Annotated in this window: 19 protein-coding genes and 2 pseudogenes; 15 read left to right on the top strand and 6 right to left on the bottom strand. The window is 61.9% G+C overall.

Going from position 1 to position 17,949, the window contains the following annotated elements:
* The first annotated feature begins 2 nt into the window (after positions 1–2).
* Genes trbE through NKH98_RS22825 form a run of 8 tightly spaced genes read left to right on the top strand, consistent with a single transcriptional unit; the run spans position 3 to position 8,018 of the window.
* Positions 3–2,450: a conjugal transfer protein TrbE gene (gene trbE, locus NKH98_RS22860; protein WP_352901890.1), complete on the top strand. Its 2,448-nt coding sequence runs from the start codon at positions 3–5 to the stop codon at positions 2,448–2,450.
* Positions 2,447–3,205 (top strand): P-type conjugative transfer protein TrbJ, encoded by a 759-nt coding sequence (trbJ, locus tag NKH98_RS22855; RefSeq protein WP_352901888.1) that lies wholly within the window; start codon positions 2,447–2,449, stop codon positions 3,203–3,205. Before trbE ends, trbJ begins: the two co-directional genes overlap by 4 nt.
* A gap of 11 nt (positions 3,206–3,216) precedes the next feature.
* Complete coding sequence (gene trbK-alt / locus NKH98_RS22850; protein ID WP_352901886.1) at positions 3,217–3,543, top strand: putative entry exclusion protein TrbK-alt; 327 nt, start codon at positions 3,217–3,219, stop codon at positions 3,541–3,543.
* A gap of 2 nt (positions 3,544–3,545) precedes the next feature.
* Complete coding sequence (gene trbL / locus NKH98_RS22845; protein ID WP_352901885.1) at positions 3,546–4,895, top strand: P-type conjugative transfer protein TrbL; 1,350 nt, start codon at positions 3,546–3,548, stop codon at positions 4,893–4,895.
* 4 nt (positions 4,896–4,899) lie between these two features.
* Positions 4,900–5,589, top strand: a complete 690-nt coding sequence (gene trbF / locus NKH98_RS22840; protein WP_352901883.1) for a conjugal transfer protein TrbF — start codon at positions 4,900–4,902, stop codon at positions 5,587–5,589.
* Positions 5,586–6,641, top strand: a complete 1,056-nt coding sequence (gene trbG, locus NKH98_RS22835) for a P-type conjugative transfer protein TrbG (RefSeq protein ID WP_352901882.1) — start codon at positions 5,586–5,588, stop codon at positions 6,639–6,641. The genes trbF and trbG overlap by 4 nt, the downstream gene beginning before the upstream one ends.
* A gap of 26 nt (positions 6,642–6,667) precedes the next feature.
* Entirely contained in the window at positions 6,668–7,792 is a 1,125-nt protein-coding gene (locus NKH98_RS22830) for a TraB/TrbI/VirB10 family type IV secretion system protein (RefSeq protein WP_352902004.1), read from the top strand.
* A 1-nt stretch (position 7,793) separates the two neighbouring features.
* Complete coding sequence (locus tag NKH98_RS22825) at positions 7,794–8,018, top strand: DUF2274 domain-containing protein (protein ID WP_352648075.1); 225 nt, start codon at positions 7,794–7,796, stop codon at positions 8,016–8,018.
* A gap of 30 nt (positions 8,019–8,048) precedes the next feature.
* On the opposite strand, the gene NKH98_RS22820 is transcribed toward NKH98_RS22825, so the two are convergent.
* Complete coding sequence (locus NKH98_RS22820; protein ID WP_352902002.1) at positions 8,049–9,020, bottom strand: LysR family transcriptional regulator; 972 nt, start codon at positions 9,018–9,020, stop codon at positions 8,049–8,051.
* Between the two features lie 306 nt (positions 9,021–9,326).
* Between NKH98_RS22820 and NKH98_RS22815 the strand changes: the two genes are divergently transcribed.
* The 4 genes from NKH98_RS22815 (at position 9,327) to NKH98_RS22800 (ending at position 12,976) form a co-directional block, all read left to right on the top strand.
* Positions 9,327–9,986: an ABC transporter permease gene (locus tag NKH98_RS22815; RefSeq protein WP_352901880.1), complete on the top strand. Its 660-nt coding sequence runs from the start codon at positions 9,327–9,329 to the stop codon at positions 9,984–9,986.
* A 10-nt stretch (positions 9,987–9,996) separates the two neighbouring features.
* Positions 9,997–10,746 (top strand): ABC transporter permease, encoded by a 750-nt coding sequence (locus NKH98_RS22810; protein WP_352901879.1) that lies wholly within the window; start codon positions 9,997–9,999, stop codon positions 10,744–10,746.
* A gap of 50 nt (positions 10,747–10,796) precedes the next feature.
* Positions 10,797–11,645, top strand: a complete 849-nt coding sequence (locus tag NKH98_RS22805; RefSeq protein ID WP_502894300.1) for a transporter substrate-binding domain-containing protein — start codon at positions 10,797–10,799, stop codon at positions 11,643–11,645.
* A 77-nt stretch (positions 11,646–11,722) separates the two neighbouring features.
* Complete coding sequence (locus tag NKH98_RS22800; protein ID WP_502894304.1) at positions 11,723–12,976, top strand: CapA family protein; 1,254 nt, start codon at positions 11,723–11,725, stop codon at positions 12,974–12,976.
* 16 nt (positions 12,977–12,992) lie between these two features.
* Here NKH98_RS22800 and NKH98_RS22795 read toward each other — a convergent pair whose 3' ends face one another.
* Entirely contained in the window at positions 12,993–13,496 is a 504-nt protein-coding gene (locus NKH98_RS22795; protein ID WP_352901875.1) for a helix-turn-helix domain-containing protein, read from the bottom strand.
* Positions 13,497–13,663: 167 nt separating this feature from the next.
* Here NKH98_RS22795 and NKH98_RS22790 point away from each other — a divergent pair, with 167 nt between their 5' ends.
* Together NKH98_RS22790 and NKH98_RS22785 are read left to right on the top strand one after the other, a co-directional pair.
* Positions 13,664–13,900, top strand: a complete 237-nt coding sequence (locus NKH98_RS22790; RefSeq protein ID WP_352801890.1) for a helix-turn-helix domain-containing protein — start codon at positions 13,664–13,666, stop codon at positions 13,898–13,900.
* A gap of 82 nt (positions 13,901–13,982) precedes the next feature.
* Positions 13,983–14,357: pseudogene (locus tag NKH98_RS22785) on the top strand (transposase); the annotation flags it as partial.
* A 4-nt stretch (positions 14,358–14,361) separates the two neighbouring features.
* Here the strand turns inward: NKH98_RS22785 and NKH98_RS22780 are convergent.
* From NKH98_RS22780 to NKH98_RS22765, 4 genes and pseudogenes are all read right to left on the bottom strand, one after another.
* Positions 14,362–14,889, bottom strand: a pseudogene (locus NKH98_RS22780) (transposase domain-containing protein); the annotation flags it as partial.
* 47 nt (positions 14,890–14,936) lie between these two features.
* Positions 14,937–15,215 (bottom strand): IS66 family insertion sequence element accessory protein TnpB, encoded by a 279-nt coding sequence (gene tnpB, locus NKH98_RS22775; RefSeq protein WP_352901873.1) that lies wholly within the window; start codon positions 15,213–15,215, stop codon positions 14,937–14,939.
* A gap of 7 nt (positions 15,216–15,222) precedes the next feature.
* Positions 15,223–16,290, bottom strand: coding sequence for a hypothetical protein (locus NKH98_RS22770; RefSeq protein WP_352901872.1), 1,068 nt, complete (start codon positions 16,288–16,290; stop codon positions 15,223–15,225).
* A 23-nt stretch (positions 16,291–16,313) separates the two neighbouring features.
* Complete coding sequence (locus NKH98_RS22765; RefSeq protein ID WP_352901997.1) at positions 16,314–17,243, bottom strand: recombinase family protein; 930 nt, start codon at positions 17,241–17,243, stop codon at positions 16,314–16,316.
* Between the two features lie 49 nt (positions 17,244–17,292).
* Between NKH98_RS22765 and NKH98_RS22760 the strand changes: the two genes are divergently transcribed.
* Entirely contained in the window at positions 17,293–17,559 is a 267-nt protein-coding gene (locus NKH98_RS22760) for a hypothetical protein (RefSeq protein WP_352902017.1), read from the top strand.
* Positions 17,560–17,949 lie beyond the last annotated feature (390 nt).

Genomic DNA, 17,949 nt, shown 5'->3' with positions numbered 1-17,949 from the left:
CGATGATGAATCTTGCCGAATTTCGCCGCAGCGCCAGCCGCCTCGCCGACTATCTACCCTGGGCTGCCCTTGTCGCACAGGGCGTCGTGCTCAACAAGGATGGCAGCTTGCAGCGGACTGCGAAGTTTCGCGCGCCTGATCTCGACTCCGCCGTCGCGGCCGAACTGGTCGCGGTCGCCTCGCGCATCAACAACACCTTCCGTCGCCTTGGCTCGGGCTGGTGCATCTTCGTCGAGGCTCAACGGCACGAGGCGGCAACCTATCCCGAAAGCCAGTTTCCGGATCCGGCGTCAGGTCTGGTCGATGCTGAGCGCAAGGCCGACTTCGAGGAGGGCGGCATCCATTTCGTATCGAGCTACTTCCTCACCCTCCTCTATCTGCCGCCAGCCGAGGAAGCAGCGCGCACGGAAGGGTGGCTTTACGAGGGGCGAGAACAGTCCGGCGTGGATCCGCAGGAAGTCCTGCGCGCCTTTGTCGACCGCAGCGAGCGCGTGCTCCAGCTGCTCGATGGCTTCATGCCGGAATGCCATTGGCTCGACGACAGCCAGACGCTGACATATCTGCATTCGACCGTTTCAACGAAGCGTCATCGCGTGCGCATCCCCGAGACTCCGGTCTACCTCGATGCAGTGCTCGCAGACACGCCCCTGACAGGTGGGCTCGAACCACGCCTAGGTGACCAGCATCTTCGGGTGCTGACCATTGTCGGCTTTCCGACTGCGACGACGCCAGGCCTGCTCGACGATCTCAACCGACTGGCTTTTCCCTATCGGTGGACCACACGCGCCATCCTTCTCGACAAGGTCGACGCCGCGAAGCTGCTGACCAAGATCCGGCGGCAATGGTTCGCCAAGCGCAAGAGCATCGCAGCGATCCTGAAGGAGGTGATGACCAACGAGGCGTCCGTGCTTATGGACACGGACGCCTCCAACAAGGCTGCCGACGCCGACATGGCCTTGCAGGAACTCGGCGCCGATATGTCGGGCATGGCCTATGTGACCGCCACCATCGTGGTCTGGGATGCCGATCCGCGAGCAGCCGACGAGAAACTGCGGCTTGCCGAAAAGGTCATCCAGGGTCGCGACTTCACGGCCGTGGTCGAAACTGTCAACGCCGTCGACGCCTGGTTGGGCTCATTGCCTGGACATGCCTACGCCAACGTCCGCCAGCCGCCCCTGTCGACGCTCAATCTCGCCCACATGATTCCCCTCTCTGCCATGTGGGCGGGGCCGGAACGGGACGAGCATTTCGGTGGCCCGCCCTTGCTCTATGGCAAGACCGAAGGCTCGACCCCGTTCCGGTTGTCTCTGCACGTCGGCGACGTCGGCCACACTTTGGTGGTCGGCCCCACCGGCGCCGGCAAGTCCGTGCTGCTCGCGCTGATGGCCTTGCAGTTCCGCCGCTACCCGCAAAGCCAGGTCTTCACCTTCGACTTTGGCGGCTCGATCCGCGCCGCGACACTGGCCATGGGCGGTGACTGGCACGATCTCGGTGGGGGGCTCACCGAAGGCGCGCAGGCCTCCGTCTCCCTGCAGCCGCTCGCCCGCATCCACGATACCTATGAGCGCGCCTGGGCGGCTGACTGGATTGTTGCGATCCTGGCGCGCGAAGCCGTTCCCATTACCCCCGATGCCAAGGAGCATATCTGGACCGCGCTGACATCGCTTGCCTCGGCGCCGATCGCCGAGCGTACCATCACCGGCCTGAGCGTGCTGTTGCAGGCGAGGGCCTTAAAGCAGGCTCTGCGCTCATACTGCATTGGTGGCCCCTATGGCCGACTGCTCGACGCGGAAACCGAACATCTTGGCGCGGCATCCGTCCAGGCGTTCGAAATCGAGGGCCTGATCGGCACGGGAGCCGCGCCAGCCGTGCTGTCTTATCTGTTCCATCGCATCGGTGACCGCCTCGACGGACGGCCGACGCTGCTCATCATCGACGAAGGTTGGCTGGCGCTCGATGATGAGGGCTTCGCGGGCCAGCTGCGCGAGTGGCTGAAGACGCTGCGCAAGAAGAATGCCAGCGTTGTCTTTGCGACCCAGTCCTTGTCCGATATCGACAATTCGGCAATCGCACCTGCGATCATCGAGAGCTGCCCAACCCGGCTGCTGTTGCCGAACGAGCGCGCGATCGAGCCGCAGATCACGGCCATCTATCGCCGCTTCGGCCTGAACGACCGCCAGATAGAAATCCTGGCACGCGCGACACCCAAGCGCGACTATTACTGCCAGTCCCGGCGCGGCAACCGCCTCTTCGAACTTGGCCTGTCCGAGATCGGCCTCGCGCTCTGCGCCGCGTCGTCCAAGACGGACCAGGCCCTCATCGCCAGCATCGATGCCGAATACGGTCGCGACGACTTTCTCGCCGCTTGGTTGCGTGCGCGAAACGTTGGCTGGGCCGCCGGTCTCATTCCAAACCTCATCCCCGGAGCCGAAAAGGAACCTCGATCATGAACACCTGTCTTTATCGCTCGCGCGCCCTTCTGTTTGCCGCCGTCATGGTTGCGTCGCCGCTGATGGTCGCGCCGTTGGTGGCGACTCCAGCGCATGCCTTGATCGTGTTTGATCCATCGAACTACACGCAGAATGTGCTGACGGCAGCTAGATCGCTCCAGCAGATCACCAACCAGATCACTTCGTTGCAAAATCAGGCGCAGATGCTGATCAACCAGGGCCGCAACCTCGCAAGCTTGCCGTTCTCATCGCTTCAGCAATTGCAGCAGTCGGTGCAGCGCACTCAGCAGCTACTCAACCAGGCGCAGAACATCGCCTTCGACGTCCAGAAGGTCGACCAGATGTTCCAGCAGAAATACGGCAGCGTCTCGCTCTCGGCCTCGGATGAGGCGCTCGTTGCCGATGCGCGCTCGCGCTGGCGCAACACGGTTGGCGGTCTTCAGGATGCGATGCGCGTCCAGGCAGGCGTCGTCGGAAACATCGAGACCAATCGCACGCAAATGGCGGCCCTGGTCAGTTCAAGCCAATCCGCGACAGGAGCGCTGCAGGCGGCGCAAGCCGGCAACCAACTCCTCGCGCTGCAGGCCCAGCAGCTCGCCGACCTCACGGCCGTTGTCGCCGCCAACGGCCGCGCGCATGCCTTGACCGACGCGGAACGTGCCGCGGCCGCCGAACAGGGTCGCGAACAGCGCCGCCGCTTCCTGACCCCAGGCTCCGGCTACCAGGCCGGCAATGCCCAGATGTTCAACCGCTGAGGCTTGGGACCATGGACGGCAAGATTGTGGCGCGCATCGTCGCCGTCATCTTCGTCACGATCGCCGTAACGGCGACCGCGCTGGAGATGACCCGGAAGCAGGAAAGTCCGGTCGGCACGGCAGCTGCCGTGCCGGCACTGAAGGCGCCGGATCCACTGCGTGAAAGTCTTCGCCACTGCCAGGGGCTCGGGGAGGCTGCCTTGCGTGACAACGATTGCATGCGCTTGTGGGCAGAGCAGCGCGATCGCTTCCTCGGGTTCAAGGCACGATCTGGGAGCTTGACCTCCGAGTCGCTCACGCCGCAGTCGCCAGAGACGACTAAGCCGGAGGCGCGATAGGCATGGGCAGCACCGGCATCATCGACCAGTTCCTCGGCACTTTCACGCGCTACATCGACAGCGGCTTCGGCCTGCTCGGCGGTGAGGTCGCCTTCATCGCCACCACGCTGATCGTCATTGATGTAACGCTTGCGGCTCTGTTCTGGAGCTGGGGCGCCGACGACGACATTCTTGCCCGGCTGGTCAAGAAGACGCTGTTCGTTGGCGTCTTCGCCTACCTGATTTCCAACTGGAACAGCCTTGCCCGCATCGTCTTCGAGAGCTTCTCCGGTCTTGGCCTGAAGGCGAGTGGCACAGGGTTTTCGGCTCAGGATCTGCTGCGACCCGGCAAAGTGGCACAAACCGGGCTCGACGCAGGACGACCGTTGCTTGAATCCATCTCCGGTCTGATGGGCTGGGTCTCCTTCTTCGAAAATTTCATCCAGATCGTCTGTCTGCTGTTTGCCTGGGCGCTGGTCCTGCTCGCCTTCTTCATCCTCGCGGTGCAGCTCTTCGTCACGCTGATCGAATTCAAGCTGTCGACGCTCGCCGGATTTGTGCTGATCCCCTTCGGCCTCTTCGGCAAGACAGCCTTCATGGCCGAGCGCGTGCTCGGCAACGTCATCTCGTCGGGCATCAAGGTGCTGGTGCTGGCTGTGGTGATCGGGATCGGCTCGACGCTGTTCGGCGAGTTCACTCAAGGCTTTGGTGGCGAAAACCCCACCATCGATCAGGCCATGGCGATCGTGCTGGCTGCCTTGTCACTCCTCGGTCTCGGCATCTTCGGCCCGGGCATTGCCAACGGCATCGTCTCCGGCGGGCCGCAGCTCGGTGCGGGTGCCGCCGTCGGCACAGGTCTCGCAGCAGGCGGCATGGTGCTTGCCACCGGCGGCGCCGCAAGCCTGGCGGCACGCGGCGGGTCGGCAGCTTTGTCCGCAGGGACCTCCACCGCGCGTGGCGGCGGCTCGCATGCAGGCCTGTCTGGCCAAGGTGGTGCCACGGCTGCCATTTCCGGCTTGGGCGGCCTCGCAAGCGCAGGTGTTTCGCAAAATGACTCGCCGCTCAGGCGTGCCGCCGCACGTGCCAGTGAATCTGTCCAATCGACCTCCGCCGCTGGTCCACGGTCCGCCACGGCGGGGATCGGTGAAACCGCGACAGCGGGAACGGTCGCAGGCAATGCCGAACGCGCAAGCGGCCCTTCCGTCTCCCGCGCCGCCGGGCTGGGCGAGCCGGCACACAATACCCCTGACTGGGCCAAACGCATGCAGCGGTCCCAGCGCCTGTCGCACGGCGTGCAGACCGCGGCCCACGCCGTCCGCGCTGGCGATGCCCACGGCAGCGGCAGTTCCGTTTCTCTCTCCGAAGGCAATTGACCCCATGAACATTTTTCGACGGCCGGCCGTCCATTACGGCAAGACACCTCAACCCGAGACTCCGTACCAGAAGGCCGCGCAGGTCTGGGACGAACGCATCGGCGCGGCTCGCGTGCAGGCCAGAAACTGGCGCTATATGGCCTTCGGATCGCTGATCCTATCGGCCGGCATGGCCGCCGCGCTTGTGTCGCAGTTATTGCGAGGGACCGTAGTCCCTTGGGTGGTGCAGGTCGACACGCTCGGACAGGCGCAGGCACTCGCGCCCGCCAATTCGGACTATAAGCCGACCGACCCGCAAGTGGCCTGGCATCTCGCCCGCTTCATCGAACAGGTCCGCTCAATCCCGGCCGATCCAATTGTCGTGCGCCAAAACTGGCTGCGCGCTTATGAGTGGACCACTGACGAGGGCGCCGCGGCGCTCAACGAGTATGCCCGCATCAATGATCCCTTCTCGAGGGTCGGCAAGCAGCAAGTCTCGGTCGACGTCTCGTCGGTCATTCGCGCCTCTGCGGATTCCTTTCGCGTCGCCTGGGCGGAGCGCCACTACGAAAACGGCCAGCTCTCCACCACCGAACGATGGACCGCCATCCTGACAACCGTGATCCAGCCGCCTCGCGACGTCGACCGGCTTCGGGCAAATCCACTTGGCATCTACATCAACGCCATCAACTGGTCGCGGGAGATGAACCAATGAATGGGCCTTTGCATGGTGTCGCAACATGTCCGTCTGGGTGGTCCGCCCTTGTTGCGGTGTTGCTTTCTGGTTCCGTCCTCGGCGGCTGCGCCACATCTCAGAAATCGCCGCAGATCCGCTACGATGCCTCCGTGCCGCCTTTGCCAGCCGCTCCGGTTGCCATTCCCGATGAGAAGCCCAAACCGTTACACGTTCCACCGGGCTGGGTCCCGGCACATGGTGGCGCGGCCGGTGGCACCCCGGCGGCACGCGTTGAGAACGCCAACGCGGCCGCGCGGGTCCAGCCACGGCGAGAAGGCTATTACAACGCCATTCAGATATACCCCTGGAGTGACGGAGCACTCTATCAGGTCTATGCCGCCCCCGGACAGATAACGGACATTGCGCTCGAGCCTGGCGAAAGCCTGACTGGTGAAGGTCCGATCGCGGCTGGCGACACCGCGCGCTGGATCATCGGCGACACCGAAAGCGGAGCGGGGGTCACTCGGCGCGTTCATGTGCTGGTCAAGCCTTCGCGCGCAGACATCAGCACCAATCTCGTAATCACCACCGACCGGCGTAGCTACATGATCGAGCTGCGATCCGGCGAGAAGCCGTATATGCCCGCCGTGGCCTGGGCCTATCCCGCGCCGCCGGCCGGACAGTCGCGGCCGATCCCCGCGACGCCGGTTATTCCCGACGTCACCGCACGCAATTACCGCTACGGCCTCACAGGCGACACGCCGCCTTGGAGGCCGGTCAGCGTCTATGACGACGGCAGGCGCGTCTATGTCGAGTTTCCACGCGGGATCGTGCAAGGCGAGATGCCGCCCATCTTCGTCATCGGCCCGGACGGTGAGGCTGAGATCGCCAACAGCCGCGTTTACCAGAACACGCTGATCGTCGACCGTCTCTTCGGCGCGGCCGAATTGCGGCTTGGCAGCGGCAAGCGGCAGCAGACCGTCAGGCTCGTCCGCACCGACGGGACCAGGAGGGTAACTAGGACGTCAAGCGTCAGTCCAACGCCGAGCGACACAAGCGCACTCCGGCAAAGGGGAGGAGAGGAGTCGTGAACGAGAACGAACCCGGTGCTGCACCCATGCAGCTTCGCGCTGAGCCGCCGCGCGTAACCCGCCTGTCGCGCAAGGTGCTCGCTGGCATCAGCCTGGTCGGATCGCTTGGCGTCGGCGGCGCGCTGATCTACGCGCTTCAGACGAGTGAAACAGGCCCGCATGGCGACGAGCTCTACTCGACTTCCAACAGGCAACCCGCCGACGGACTGGCCAGCCTGCCGCGCGACTACACCGGCCCCGTTCTTGGGCCGCCTTTGCCAGGTGATCTTGGTCGGCCGATGCTCGATGCCCAGAACAAGGGGCAGCCGGTGGTGCCGCCGACCATCGCACCCGCCACGGTCGACGAGGCTGAGCAACGTCGGCGGGCAGAAGACGAGGCTGCCCGAACGTCCCGTGTTTTCTTCCAGACAGATCGGGCGGCCTCGGCGGTGGCCGAAACGCTTGGAGGAGCAGGTTCCCAAAACATGGCTGGCCCTGACATTGCCGATCAGCCCGGCCAGTCGGCTGCGCAGGATCGTCAGCTGGCCTTCCTCAATGCGGCCGCCGATCGGCGCACCGTAGCGCCGGATCATGTCATGCCTCCCGCGTCGCCCTTTGTGCTTCAGGCCGGGGCCGTCATCCCCGCCGCACTCATAACCGGCATCCGCTCCGATCTGCCCGGTCAGATCACCGCGCAGGTGACGGAGAGCATCTATGACAGTCCGACCGGAAGGACGCTTTTGATTCCACAAGGCACGCGGGTCATTGGCCAGTACGACAATGGGATCGGCTTCGGCCAGCGCCGTGTGCTGCTGGTCTGGAGTAGACTGATCTTTCCAAACGGCCGCTCCATCGTTCTTGAGCGACAGCCTGGTGCTGATGCCCAAGGCTATGCCGGCCTTGAGGACGGCGTCGACTACCATTGGGCTGAATTGTTTAAGGCGGCTGCACTCACAACTATTCTGAGTGTCGGCGCGGAGACAGGGTCCTCTGGCCAGGAGAGCGACATCGTGCGGGCTCTTCGCCGCGGTGCCTCCGACAGCCTCAGCCAGGTCGGCCAACAAATCGTTCAGCGCCAGCTCAATGTCGCACCGACGCTGACAATAAGGCCGGGCTTTACCGTGCGCGTGGTCGTCACCCGCGATCTCGTTCTCGAACCCTATGGAGGTTGAGATGGCCAAGCTGAAACTCGGGCCGATTGCCGATGACAAGCCGGTTAAGGTCACGCTCGAATTGCCGGCGCGACTGCATCGCGACCTGTCCAGATATGCCGAGATACTCGGGCATGAATCGGGTCAGGCATTGGCCGACCCTCTGCGCCTGATCGTGCCAATGCTTGAGCGTTTCATTGCGACCGATCGAGGCTTTGCCAGGGCGAAGCAGGAGCGCAAGACCTGAATCCGGCTAAGACGCAAAGCAGGGGATCGCCTACATCAGCGGGGCCACTGTTTCCGGAACAGAGGCTGAAGTTGTTTTTGAACGCGACGCCGCTTCGGGAGACATCGCGGCAAAGACTGAGATGATCGCTTCAAGCGAAACATTCAATGCGTTGGTGAACGTCCTGCCCTTCTGCCAGATCGCAACGTAGTGATAGATGGCGGACGGCTCGACCGGTTTTACGCCCAGGCGAAACGCCGCATACTCGCGCGCTATGATCTCGTTGGTTATGGAGATACCAAGGCCCGCCGAAACATACCCCGCTTCGTGACCGTTGCAGTCGAATTCCACCAGTATGTCCGGTTCGACGCCGGCGAAGCGCAAGGCATTGAAGTTCATTTGATGGGCGGCGAATTGCGGATCGATATCGACGATCGTTTCGCCTGCGAGGTCCTGGGCCTCGATGCGCGCCTGCCTTGCGAAACGATGATCGGGATGAAAGATGCATACGTTGCGTGCCGAGCCCAGCGGCGCCCATTCAAACAGGCGCGGATCAACGGGCAGCCTTGAGATCCCGAGATCCGCCCGCCCGGCAAGTATGTGCTCCCCGATCTGATCGTAGCTTCCCGAAATCGATCGGACATTGGACGCAGTCTGCGAGTGAATGATCGCCACAACCTTGGGCAGGGTCACGAAACCGAAGACGGAGGGCGCGGCAATGGCAATCCGCTGCTTTTCATCGTTCTTCATCGCGAAGATCGACGATTCCAGTCGATCCAGGGACGTTATAGCGAGCTCGACGTTCCGCAGCAGTTCCCAGGCTTCCTGCAACGGAACGATGCGGTTCGAGGACCTTTTGAAGAGTGTGATGCCAAGTGTTGTCTCGAGCTGCTTCACATGCTGGCTGACCGCAGGCTGGCTTATCCCGAGGGCCATCGCCGCCCGTCTTGTCGAACCGGTTCGCAGCACCTCCCGGAAGACCTGCAACTGCCGGAGCTTCAGGCCGCCTTGCAGCAACTCCATCCTTTGCATTCCTTTTCCGACCGCGTGCTGAGCCAAAGCGTGGGTGATTGCCGGCCGAAGGGATCAAACCGGCTAGCTCCAGGCTAGGCATCAGCTTGAACCTAACGCGATCATATAAGAATTAGTTATAGAGTAAATTATAAAAATGATAGATTGATCTAGATATGTTGGAGTTTATGATATGCCAAAATCGCAAATTAACTTGAAATTACTGCTCGAGTAACCCGCAACCGTAGGTAAATATTTTAGATAGCAGCGCTGAACAAGCGACGATCTGCTTGAATTGCGAGCCGAAAAAGGTGCTCCATGAACGGTTTTACTACTCAGTTTCTTTTCGCATTCACGGTGACGCTGAGCCTTGCGCTTATCAGCGGGTCTGTCGGTACAGTATTCGGGCTGTTGTTGGCAATTTCGAAAGGCGCGGCCTCGCCACGGCTAGGAAGGGTTGTGACGGCTTACACGACGGTGGTTCGTGGCGTGCCAGAACTTGTCATTATCCTGCTCATCTACTTTGGAGGCACCACGCTCGCCAGCATGGTCGTCGGCCGCTATGTGGAGGTGAATGCGTTCACCGCAGGGGTGATCGCGCTCTCGGTCGTGTTCAGCGGTTATGCGACGGAAGTGTTCCGGGGTGCGATTGCCGCCGTGCCCGCGGGCCAGACAGAGGCGGCGAAGGCGCTTGGGCTGAATGCCTGGCAGCGTTGGTCCTTCATCATCGGTCCGCAAATGGCGCGGCTGGCGCTGCCGGCATATGGCAATCTGTGGATCTCGCTTTTCAAGGATACCGCTCTGGTGTCCATTGTCGGCCTGACCGACATCATGCGCGTTGCCTTTGTCGGTGCCGGGTCCCTGCGTGCGCCGTTGACCTTCTATCTCGCGGCCTCAGCGCTTTATCTCAGCCTCACAACAGTGACGCTGGTGTCGATCCGGTTCGCGGAACGGCGCTACCCCGCTTTCGGTCGCTAGGGGAACTGCAGTGAACCTCCAGTTGATGCTTGAGGCGGTGGTGGTGCTCTCCTCAGGCGTGGCACTCACCTTGACGCTGACCGCGCTGTCGCTGATTGCGGGATTTCTACTGTCGGTGCCGCTGGCGTTCATCCGCGCCTTCGCGCGTCCCAGCCTGTCGCTCGCGGTGCTGGGCTACACCTATGTCTTTCGCGGCACACCCATGCTCGTTCAACTCTTCCTGCTCTACTATGGCCTAAGCCAGATCGAGGCGGTACGGGCAAGCGTCTTTTGGGTGGTCCTGCGGGATCCTTTCTGGTGCGCCCTGTTTACATTCTCGCTGAACAGCGCGGCGCATACGACTGAGATCCTGTGCCGAGGTCTGCAGTCCGTTCCCAAGGGTCTTACCGAGGCCGCCGCGGCTCTCGGCCTGAAACGACTGCAAACTGCCCGCCTTGTCACCTTTCCGATCGCGTTCAGGATCTCGCTGCCGGCTTACGGGAACGAAGTCGTAGGCATGATCAAGGGTTCGTCTCTCGCAAGCACCGTAACCCTTCTCGAGATCACCGGCATGGCGAGGCAGATGGTGTCGGCCACCTTCGCCCCTTTCGAAATCTTTATTGTCGCCGGTGCGATCTATCTGTCGCTTACGTCGGTTGCGGTGAAATTAATTCAGTTTCTGGAACGGCGGCTCTCGACCGACCGCCCTCCTGGCGCACGACGCAGGCTGCGACCAAAGCCAGCGCTGTGCGAATCCGAGATCACGACACCCACGCCGTGACCGTGCAGCTTTCGCTGCATTCCCACCAACCAAAACGAAAGAGGTGCCTTATGCGCATACCCTTTGCCATGGCTGTTTTGCTCGCATCATTCATATCAGTCTTCCCCGTCCGGGCCGAGGGCGAGCGCGCGCTATCGATCGCCACCGAAGGCGCTTCGCCGCCATGGGACGGAACCGATGCCAATGGCGAGCTCTATGGCTACGACGTCGATGTCGGACGCGAGCTGTGTCGCCGCATCAACATCAAATGCAGCTTTGTTGCGCAGGACTGGGACGGCATAATTCCGGCCCTGGTCGTCGGCAAGTTCGACGTCATCATGTCGGGCATGGCGATCACCGAGAAGCGCAAGCAGTCGATCGCATTTTCAGTCCCCTACGCCGGCGGCTTCAACCAGTTCGTCGTGCGCAAGGAACTGGGGCTCGACGCCGGCGACACCAAGCAGAGGGTCAACCTCTCGACAGTCGGGGAAAAGGAAAAAGCGGCCATCGAGCACGTTAGAACGACACTGAGCGGCAAGGCCATCGGGGTCCTGCGATCGTCGAACTCGGAGGCTGTCTTGAAGGATCTCTTCGGCGATGTCGTGACCATCCGCAGCTACGACAGCCTGGACAATCTGAAGCTTGACCTAGCCGCCGGACGTGTTGACGGCGGGCTTGCCGACTTTTTCACATGGCGGGATTTCCTGGAGACCCCGGCTGGGTCGATAGCGGAGTTTTTTGGCCCGGAACTGAAGGGCGGCCTCTGGGGCCCGGGCGTAGGCGCGGGCATGCGCAAAGACGATACCGAGTTGCTCACCAAGTTCAACGCGGCCATCGACGCGGCCACCAAGGATGGGACGCTCACGGCGCTGAGTATCAAATGGTTCAAGACCGACATCGCACCGGCCGTTGCGAAATAGCTGCGCCACCGGCTTCGACATCGTGTGGCGCTGGCCGCGTGCCGGCGCCGACATCCCAAATCCAAAAGGCGAGCTCCATGAAAGACCATTTTTGCGCGGTTGTGACCGGCCAGTCCCTGATCACGCACGACATCCGCAATATCCAGGACGAACGGTTCGCCGAAATTGTCCGCTTCCTGGGGCAGGGCGACCTCGTCTTCACGAACTTCGAGTCGACGATCCTCGGAAAGCATGGTGGTTGGCCGACCAAGGGCAAGTATTTCGGCTATTCCGGGGCCGAGGTGCTGGATGCGTTGCAGGCAATCGGCTTCAACGCGCTTGCGCTGGCAAACAACCACGCTTTCGATCTCGGCCCAAACGGGGTGTTGAATACCCTGGAGGAAGTCGAAGCGCGCGGGTTCCTGCATGCAGGGATTGGGACGGACGAGGCGGACGCGGCCAGACCGGGCCGCCGCCGGCTTGGGGCGCGCGAGGTCGCGCTTCTTGCCCTTGATGCAGGCCCAGGCCCGACCAACATGTATGCGGGGAACGCTACGGCTTTTCGTCCGGCGCGAGCTGGCGTCAACCGGCTTGTAACCACTCGAAAATTTGGGGTGCCGGACGGGCATTTTCGCAGACTGGCAAGGCTTGGAGAGCATCTGCAAAGCTCCCCCCTCGAACTCGCCAATCATGCCCAACCGGACGATCCGCCGGACGTGGTGAGCGGCAAGGAGATCAATTTCTACGGCACTGTGTTTGCGCAAGCTGCAAGCTTCGGTCGCATCGTCGAGGTCGACTCTCAGAGCGCGGCCGTCCATTTGTCCGCTATCCGGCAGGCGGCGGCACAAGGCGATTTCGTTGTCGCCTATCTGCACCATCACCATTGGGAACCAGGTTGGCAGGACGTGCCGCGTTGGGTGCGGACCTTTGCCCGGTCCTGCATCGACGCCGGCGCCGACCTCTTCGTCAGCCACGGCGCTCCCGTGCTTCAAGCGCTGGAGATCTACGATGGCTCGCCGATCTTCTATGGCCTTGGCAACTTCTTTTTCCACGTGCACCCCGACGAAAATGAATGGGACCCGCCGGAAGTCTGGCAAAGCATCGTCGCTGCCTGCCGTTATGATGCGGGCGGAAGACTTGAAGAGGTAGACCTTCTGCCTGTCGTCATCGGCGCGGACACTCGGTCTATCGGATCGGCAACGGACAGGCTTGTTCCCACGGCGGCAATCGGGAACGTCGCTCGAAGTATCCTTGAGGGGTTTGCATCCCGTTCGCGGCTTTTGGGTAGTGATATCGCGATCTCCGGATCAACCGGTCGCATCACTGTGCCCGTCGCGCGAAAATACGGCTGACGAGTTCTATTGATTGTCAGGCCGTCTTGCGCTCGGCCCGCGAGTAATCGTCGGCCATTTCGTTTTTCGCGTCGTCCAATGCCAACTCGTCCCCTAATGCGGCGATGAGGGCTGAGATGCGGCCACGCACTCTGGGAGGAAGTTTCATCAGCCCTTCAATCAGGCGCCGGCCTTCCGCGCTGGCGATGAAGTTCAGCCGTTCATCCACGGGCAGGGGCTTCGCTTCCTCGCTTTTCTGGCCGTTACCCGGCAGGCCCTCGAAGAAGCGACTTACGGGGACGCCCAATGTGCTGGCGATCTCGTAGAGCATCGATGCGCTGACGCGGTTCCTGGCGTTCTCGTATTTCTGGAGCTGTTGAAAGCTGATGCCTATCGCCCGGGCAAGTTGGCCCTGCGAGACGTCCGACTGAACGCGGACCGTCGCGATCTGTTTGCCGACATGCTGATCGGCGTGATGAGGACCACTCGCCTTCTTTGGTCTCGATCCAGTCTGAACGAGGATGGAGCGTTGCAGTTTCAACGATGCCTCCCGATGCTCCTCTGCTAACCCTATAAGGACTTGTCGCATCGCGCGGCTGGAGCTGCTGTCGATGCCACCTGAACGCCTAGTCGCTATTTAATATACCTTATAAGGTTCAAAATAACCCTATATGTGGCAAAGAAAATCGGCCTGCCGATTGTGGACTCATGGTCAGTCCACGACAGATTCGAGCCGCACGAGCTTTGCTTGGTTGGTCGCAGCAGGAGCTCGCTGACAAGGCAATTGTGTCGCTGAATGCGCTCACCCGATTGGAAAATGGCAAGGTCGATTCCCGGATCAGTACTTTGCAGGCCATCGAGGCGGCGCTGACAAAAGCGGGCGTCGAATTCTTATCTGCTGGTCAGAGGGGCGAGGGTGTGCGGCTCATCGATCCTCACGCTTGAATGTTCAGTTTGCGAGCTCGTCACGAACGCGTTGAGTGAGCCGTTGCAGCAACCGACTTACTGACCTTGCCCCTCTGATCTAATCCGGTTTCAAGTTCGTTCTGGCCCATCGAGAGGACCAGGACATGAAAGTAGCCGCTTCTCTGAAGAGCAGATCATCGGAATTTTGAAGGAACATGAGGCCGGGGTATCGGTTGCCGATCTGTGCCGCAAGCACGGGGTCAGCGACGCCTCGATTTACAACTGGAAGGCCCGCTTCGGCGGGATGGATGTCTCCGAGGCTCGGCGACTGAAGGCTCTGGAGGACGAGAACACGCGGCTGAAGCGGCTTCTGGCCGACGCCATGCTCGACAATGCCGCGTGAAGGATCTTGTGGGAAAGAATGGTGACGCCCGCGGCCAAGCGGAAAGCTGTCGCTCGCCTGAAGGAGGGCTTCGGGATGAGCGAACGGCGGGCGTGGGGGCCTGACGATATAGGGGAAGGTGGTCGGCATACTTCGACACCAGAACATGAGACACCGTGGCCTCTGTAGGAATGCCGCCTTCGACGAGACGTGCCGGTGCTGGCGCCTGCACGACCACCTCTTCGCAGGCCCGACAGGCATACTTCGGTCGACGGGTGACAATCACCCGGAATTGGGCGGGCACGATGTCGAGACGCTCGGAGACGTCCTCGCCCAGAACATGCAGCTGGCCTTGGCAGCACGGGCAGATCTTGTCGGCGATGTCGATTACCTGCTCGACGCGCGACAGATGGGCGGGCAACGAGCCGCGGTTGGCGCGACGCTTACGGGCCCTAGCATCACGCTTTGAGGGGTCCGCGGCTTCCGCGCGGGCAAGGCCCTCCGCCTCCACCTGTTCGGCTTCCTCCAGCCCCAGAAGCAGTTGGTCCTCCGGCAGGCTCTCGGCCCTGCGGCCGAAGCGATGGCGCTGCAACTCCTTGATGATCTGGCGCAGCCGCTCATTCTCCGCGCGCGCGGCCAGAAGCATCGCCTGAAGCGCATGAGGATCGTCGGGTAGGGCAGCGGCCGCGTCAGTCACGAAGCGGATTCAAGCATGGATTCCAGTGATTTGGCAATAATCCGATGGTCAGCTCGCCGTCGTTGGACACGCATCTCGCGCGTCTCGTGCACCCGCCGCCAGTCGAGGCCTCCCAGGAGTGCCTGCAACTGTGCCGCCGTCAGTCGCACGACACCATCGGAAATGCCCGGCCAGCAGAACTTGCCATCCTCCAGCCGCTTGGCGAACAGGCATACGCCCGTGCCGTCGAAGTAGACGAGGTTGATGCGGTCGGCGCAGTTCGTTTCATAATGCATCCCCTCGTCAGAGTCCGGGCAGTCGGACGACTTTATCGTATTGATAGTGCTCGTAGAACTTCGGTCGACGAGCGACGATACCTTGCACCCCTATGCGCACCGCTTCTGAAGCGAGTGTTTCAACCGGGACCAGCCAGGGCGAACCGGGCAGAATCTGTTTCGCCGGCAGGATGCCCTTGAGAGCCAAGCTTTTCGCGGACCCGACGCAGATGCCAAGCCGTTCGGCGGCTTTCATCAGACTGATGATTTCGCCATCAGCCTTGGCTGGATCGTATCCGGGTATGCCGAGCCGCTCGCGCATTTCGCGCACGCGCACCGTCGTCCAGGTCTCGCCATCGCCGGTCTTGCAGCGCATCCGGTTGAGCGATACGGCAAGCTCGCGGTCCGGCCAGTGTCCGGCGAGTTTGCGCAGTGCTTCGACGGCGCTCGCCGCCATATCTGGACAACGGCCGGTCTTGACGCGGGCAACACACACCTCGGTGTGACGCCCGCCGGTCCAATGGATCAGCAGCACGGCTTCGTTGGTCACCTCATCGAGATCACATACGATCTCCTGAACCAGGATATGGATAAGGCGCTGCTTGGTCCGAGTGTCGGTTGAGGGTGCGTTCCATACCGCCGGTAGATCATGGGCAAGCTGAAGCAAACGGGCGCGATCGACCTTTGGGCGTGTCGCCGACAGAGCCGACAGCTCCGCGATCCGGCGCTCCAGTGTGGCCACGCGGTCCAACGCATCGTTCCAGCGAGCCTCGAGTTCGCGTGCGACATGGCGCTTGGCGGGGTCGACCAGTTCGTAACGACGCCCGGCCAGCGAAGCATCGTATCGGGCTGCTTCCAGCTCCCGCTCGACGGCGGCAACGATGTCCTTTCGCGAACGCTCGGCCTGCTCCGAAGCAAAGATCGCGGCTTCCACGGCACGATCGGAGACGGCTTCTAGGATCTGCAGGGCGACGGCGCGATCAATCCGCAGACCGCCAATGCCGATGCACAGGCCAGCGCCGACATGGGCATCATCGCCGCGGCACTGGTAGCGATGGGCGTTGCCTTTCGCCATGCCATAGAAGACGCGCATCATTCGTCCGCATCGCCCACAACGCATCAATCCCGTGAGAGGGCGCGGCCTCCACGTGCAGATTTGCGCGCGCAGTTCTTCTTCATATGCGCGTTCTCGAGCAGGAGCTTCTGATTCTCCTCGTATTCCTGCCAGCTGATGTAACCAGGATGATTGTCACGCAACAACACATGCCATTCGTCGCGAGACTTCCTGAAGCCGCTGGCCTTACGGGCGCGCCCCTCGACAATCCGTGTCCGCTGCGCCGTTCTGCCGAATGCGTAGGCGCCGCCATAAAGCGGATTGTGAAGAATCTGCATGACGCTGTGGTAAGCGGGAGGCTTCCAGACGAGTTTGCAAACCTCGACATTGCGCCGGACCACGGGCATTTTAATGTCTGCCGATCGCAGCCATAAGAAGACCTGCCGCGCGCTGCCCAACTCGCGGAACTTCGCGAAGACCAGCCGGATGGTGTCGGCCACGTGCTCGTCAGGATCGATCTCGACCTTATCGGCCTCGCTCCAGCAGAAGCCTGGCGGAAGCATGAAGCGGAACTCCCCACGCTTGGCCTTTGAGTCACGGGCGGCGATGCCGCGCTGTCGCATCAGGCTCAGTTCGTATTCCGACATCGTTCCCTTCAGCCCAAGCAGCAGGCGGTCGTTGACGAGCCGCGGATCGTATGCGCCATCCGGATCGACGACCAGCGTGCCGGCCAGCGCGCACAAGTCGATCAGATGATGCCAGTCCCGTCCGTTACGCGCCAGTCGTGACGCCTCGATGCAATAGACCGCACCGACATCGCCGGAGCAGACCATGGCGGCAAGCCGCTCAAAGCCGGGTCGCTGCATCAGGCCGGACCCCGAGCGGCCAAGATCGTCGTCGATCACCGTCACCGATGCAAAGCCGACCGCTTCTGCGGCTCCCGCCAGGTCATACTGCCGGCGCTGACTTTCCAGATTGCCCGTCACTTGCGACATGGTCGATTGACGAACGTAAACTACCGCCGAGCGGGCGAGGTGATCAGGCGTGATCTTCGGGTTCATCACCGCCTCCCTGATCCGCTTCGGCCGCCAGCGCTTCCAGCAGAAGGTCGGCCAATGTCTCGACCAGTCCCTTCGTGTTTTTGCCCACTGGCGGATGAGGAATTTGACGCTCCAGCTGAAGGATGAGCTGCGCGCGATTGTGATATCGGCTTCTTCGCACCGTCCCTCTCCTTCTTCCTTGAAGGGCGGGATTGTGCGCCTTGCTTGCGATTCGTGCCGAGCGCCGTCAGGACGATCGTCAACTCATTGAGACCCTCGATGCCGATTTCGGGTCGCCCGAGCGTCATGCCCGCGCAGTAGCCGGCGTCGAACATCCAATTCGGGAGTTCGCGGCAAAGGTCAGGACGCTCCTCCGTGTAGATGCACGTCAACGCCTTCCCACGACGAAATGGCGAAACCTGCAACGTGCTCCCAAACAACGGATGCCAGCGATAGGCAACCGTCGCAAAGCGGAAACCATATGCAGAATGTCGATAATTGCGTACGCTTCGCCCGGAAGACGTAGACGGCCCCGCTGAACGGTTATGTGGCACGCCACATAACCGTTCTTATGCGTCGGGCGAGATTATGTGGCGGAGCCGCCCTGACGCCCGTCAGGGCCGGCCAAACCCAGCTTGCCTCCGCCACATAATATTTCGTG

Origin of the sequence: Mesorhizobium sp. M0833 (assembly GCF_040319905.1) — a bacterium.
GTDB lineage: Bacteria > Pseudomonadota > Alphaproteobacteria > Rhizobiales > Rhizobiaceae > Mesorhizobium.
Note: the sequence above shows the minus strand (reverse complement) of the source record. Positions and strands in the feature narration are given on the sequence as shown.

Excerpts from the sequence above, each read along its gene's own strand:
- trbE (WP_352901890.1), top strand. The coding sequence starts at position 3 with ATGATGAATCTTGCCGAATTTCGCCGCAGCGCCAGCCGCCTCGCCGAC.
- trbJ (WP_352901888.1), top strand. The coding sequence starts at position 2,447 with ATGAACACCTGTCTTTATCGCTCGCGCGCCCTTCTGTTTGCCGCCGTC.
- trbK-alt (WP_352901886.1), top strand. The coding sequence starts at position 3,217 with ATGGACGGCAAGATTGTGGCGCGCATCGTCGCCGTCATCTTCGTCACG.
- trbL (WP_352901885.1), top strand. The coding sequence starts at position 3,546 with ATGGGCAGCACCGGCATCATCGACCAGTTCCTCGGCACTTTCACGCGC.
- trbF (WP_352901883.1), top strand. The coding sequence starts at position 4,900 with ATGAACATTTTTCGACGGCCGGCCGTCCATTACGGCAAGACACCTCAA.
- trbG (WP_352901882.1), top strand. The coding sequence starts at position 5,586 with ATGAATGGGCCTTTGCATGGTGTCGCAACATGTCCGTCTGGGTGGTCC.
- NKH98_RS22830 (WP_352902004.1), top strand. The coding sequence starts at position 6,668 with ATGCAGCTTCGCGCTGAGCCGCCGCGCGTAACCCGCCTGTCGCGCAAG.
- NKH98_RS22825 (WP_352648075.1), top strand. The coding sequence starts at position 7,794 with ATGGCCAAGCTGAAACTCGGGCCGATTGCCGATGACAAGCCGGTTAAG.
- NKH98_RS22820 (WP_352902002.1), bottom strand. The coding sequence starts at position 9,020 with ATGGAGTTGCTGCAAGGCGGCCTGAAGCTCCGGCAGTTGCAGGTCTTC.
- NKH98_RS22815 (WP_352901880.1), top strand. The coding sequence starts at position 9,327 with ATGAACGGTTTTACTACTCAGTTTCTTTTCGCATTCACGGTGACGCTG.
- NKH98_RS22805 (WP_502894300.1), top strand. The coding sequence starts at position 10,797 with ATGCGCATACCCTTTGCCATGGCTGTTTTGCTCGCATCATTCATATCA.
- NKH98_RS22800 (WP_502894304.1), top strand. The coding sequence starts at position 11,723 with ATGAAAGACCATTTTTGCGCGGTTGTGACCGGCCAGTCCCTGATCACG.
- NKH98_RS22790 (WP_352801890.1), top strand. The coding sequence starts at position 13,664 with ATGGTCAGTCCACGACAGATTCGAGCCGCACGAGCTTTGCTTGGTTGG.
- tnpB (WP_352901873.1), bottom strand. The coding sequence starts at position 15,215 with ATGCATTATGAAACGAACTGCGCCGACCGCATCAACCTCGTCTACTTC.
- NKH98_RS22770 (WP_352901872.1), bottom strand. The coding sequence starts at position 16,290 with ATGATGCGCGTCTTCTATGGCATGGCGAAAGGCAACGCCCATCGCTAC.
- NKH98_RS22765 (WP_352901997.1), bottom strand. The coding sequence starts at position 17,243 with ATGTCGCAAGTGACGGGCAATCTGGAAAGTCAGCGCCGGCAGTATGAC.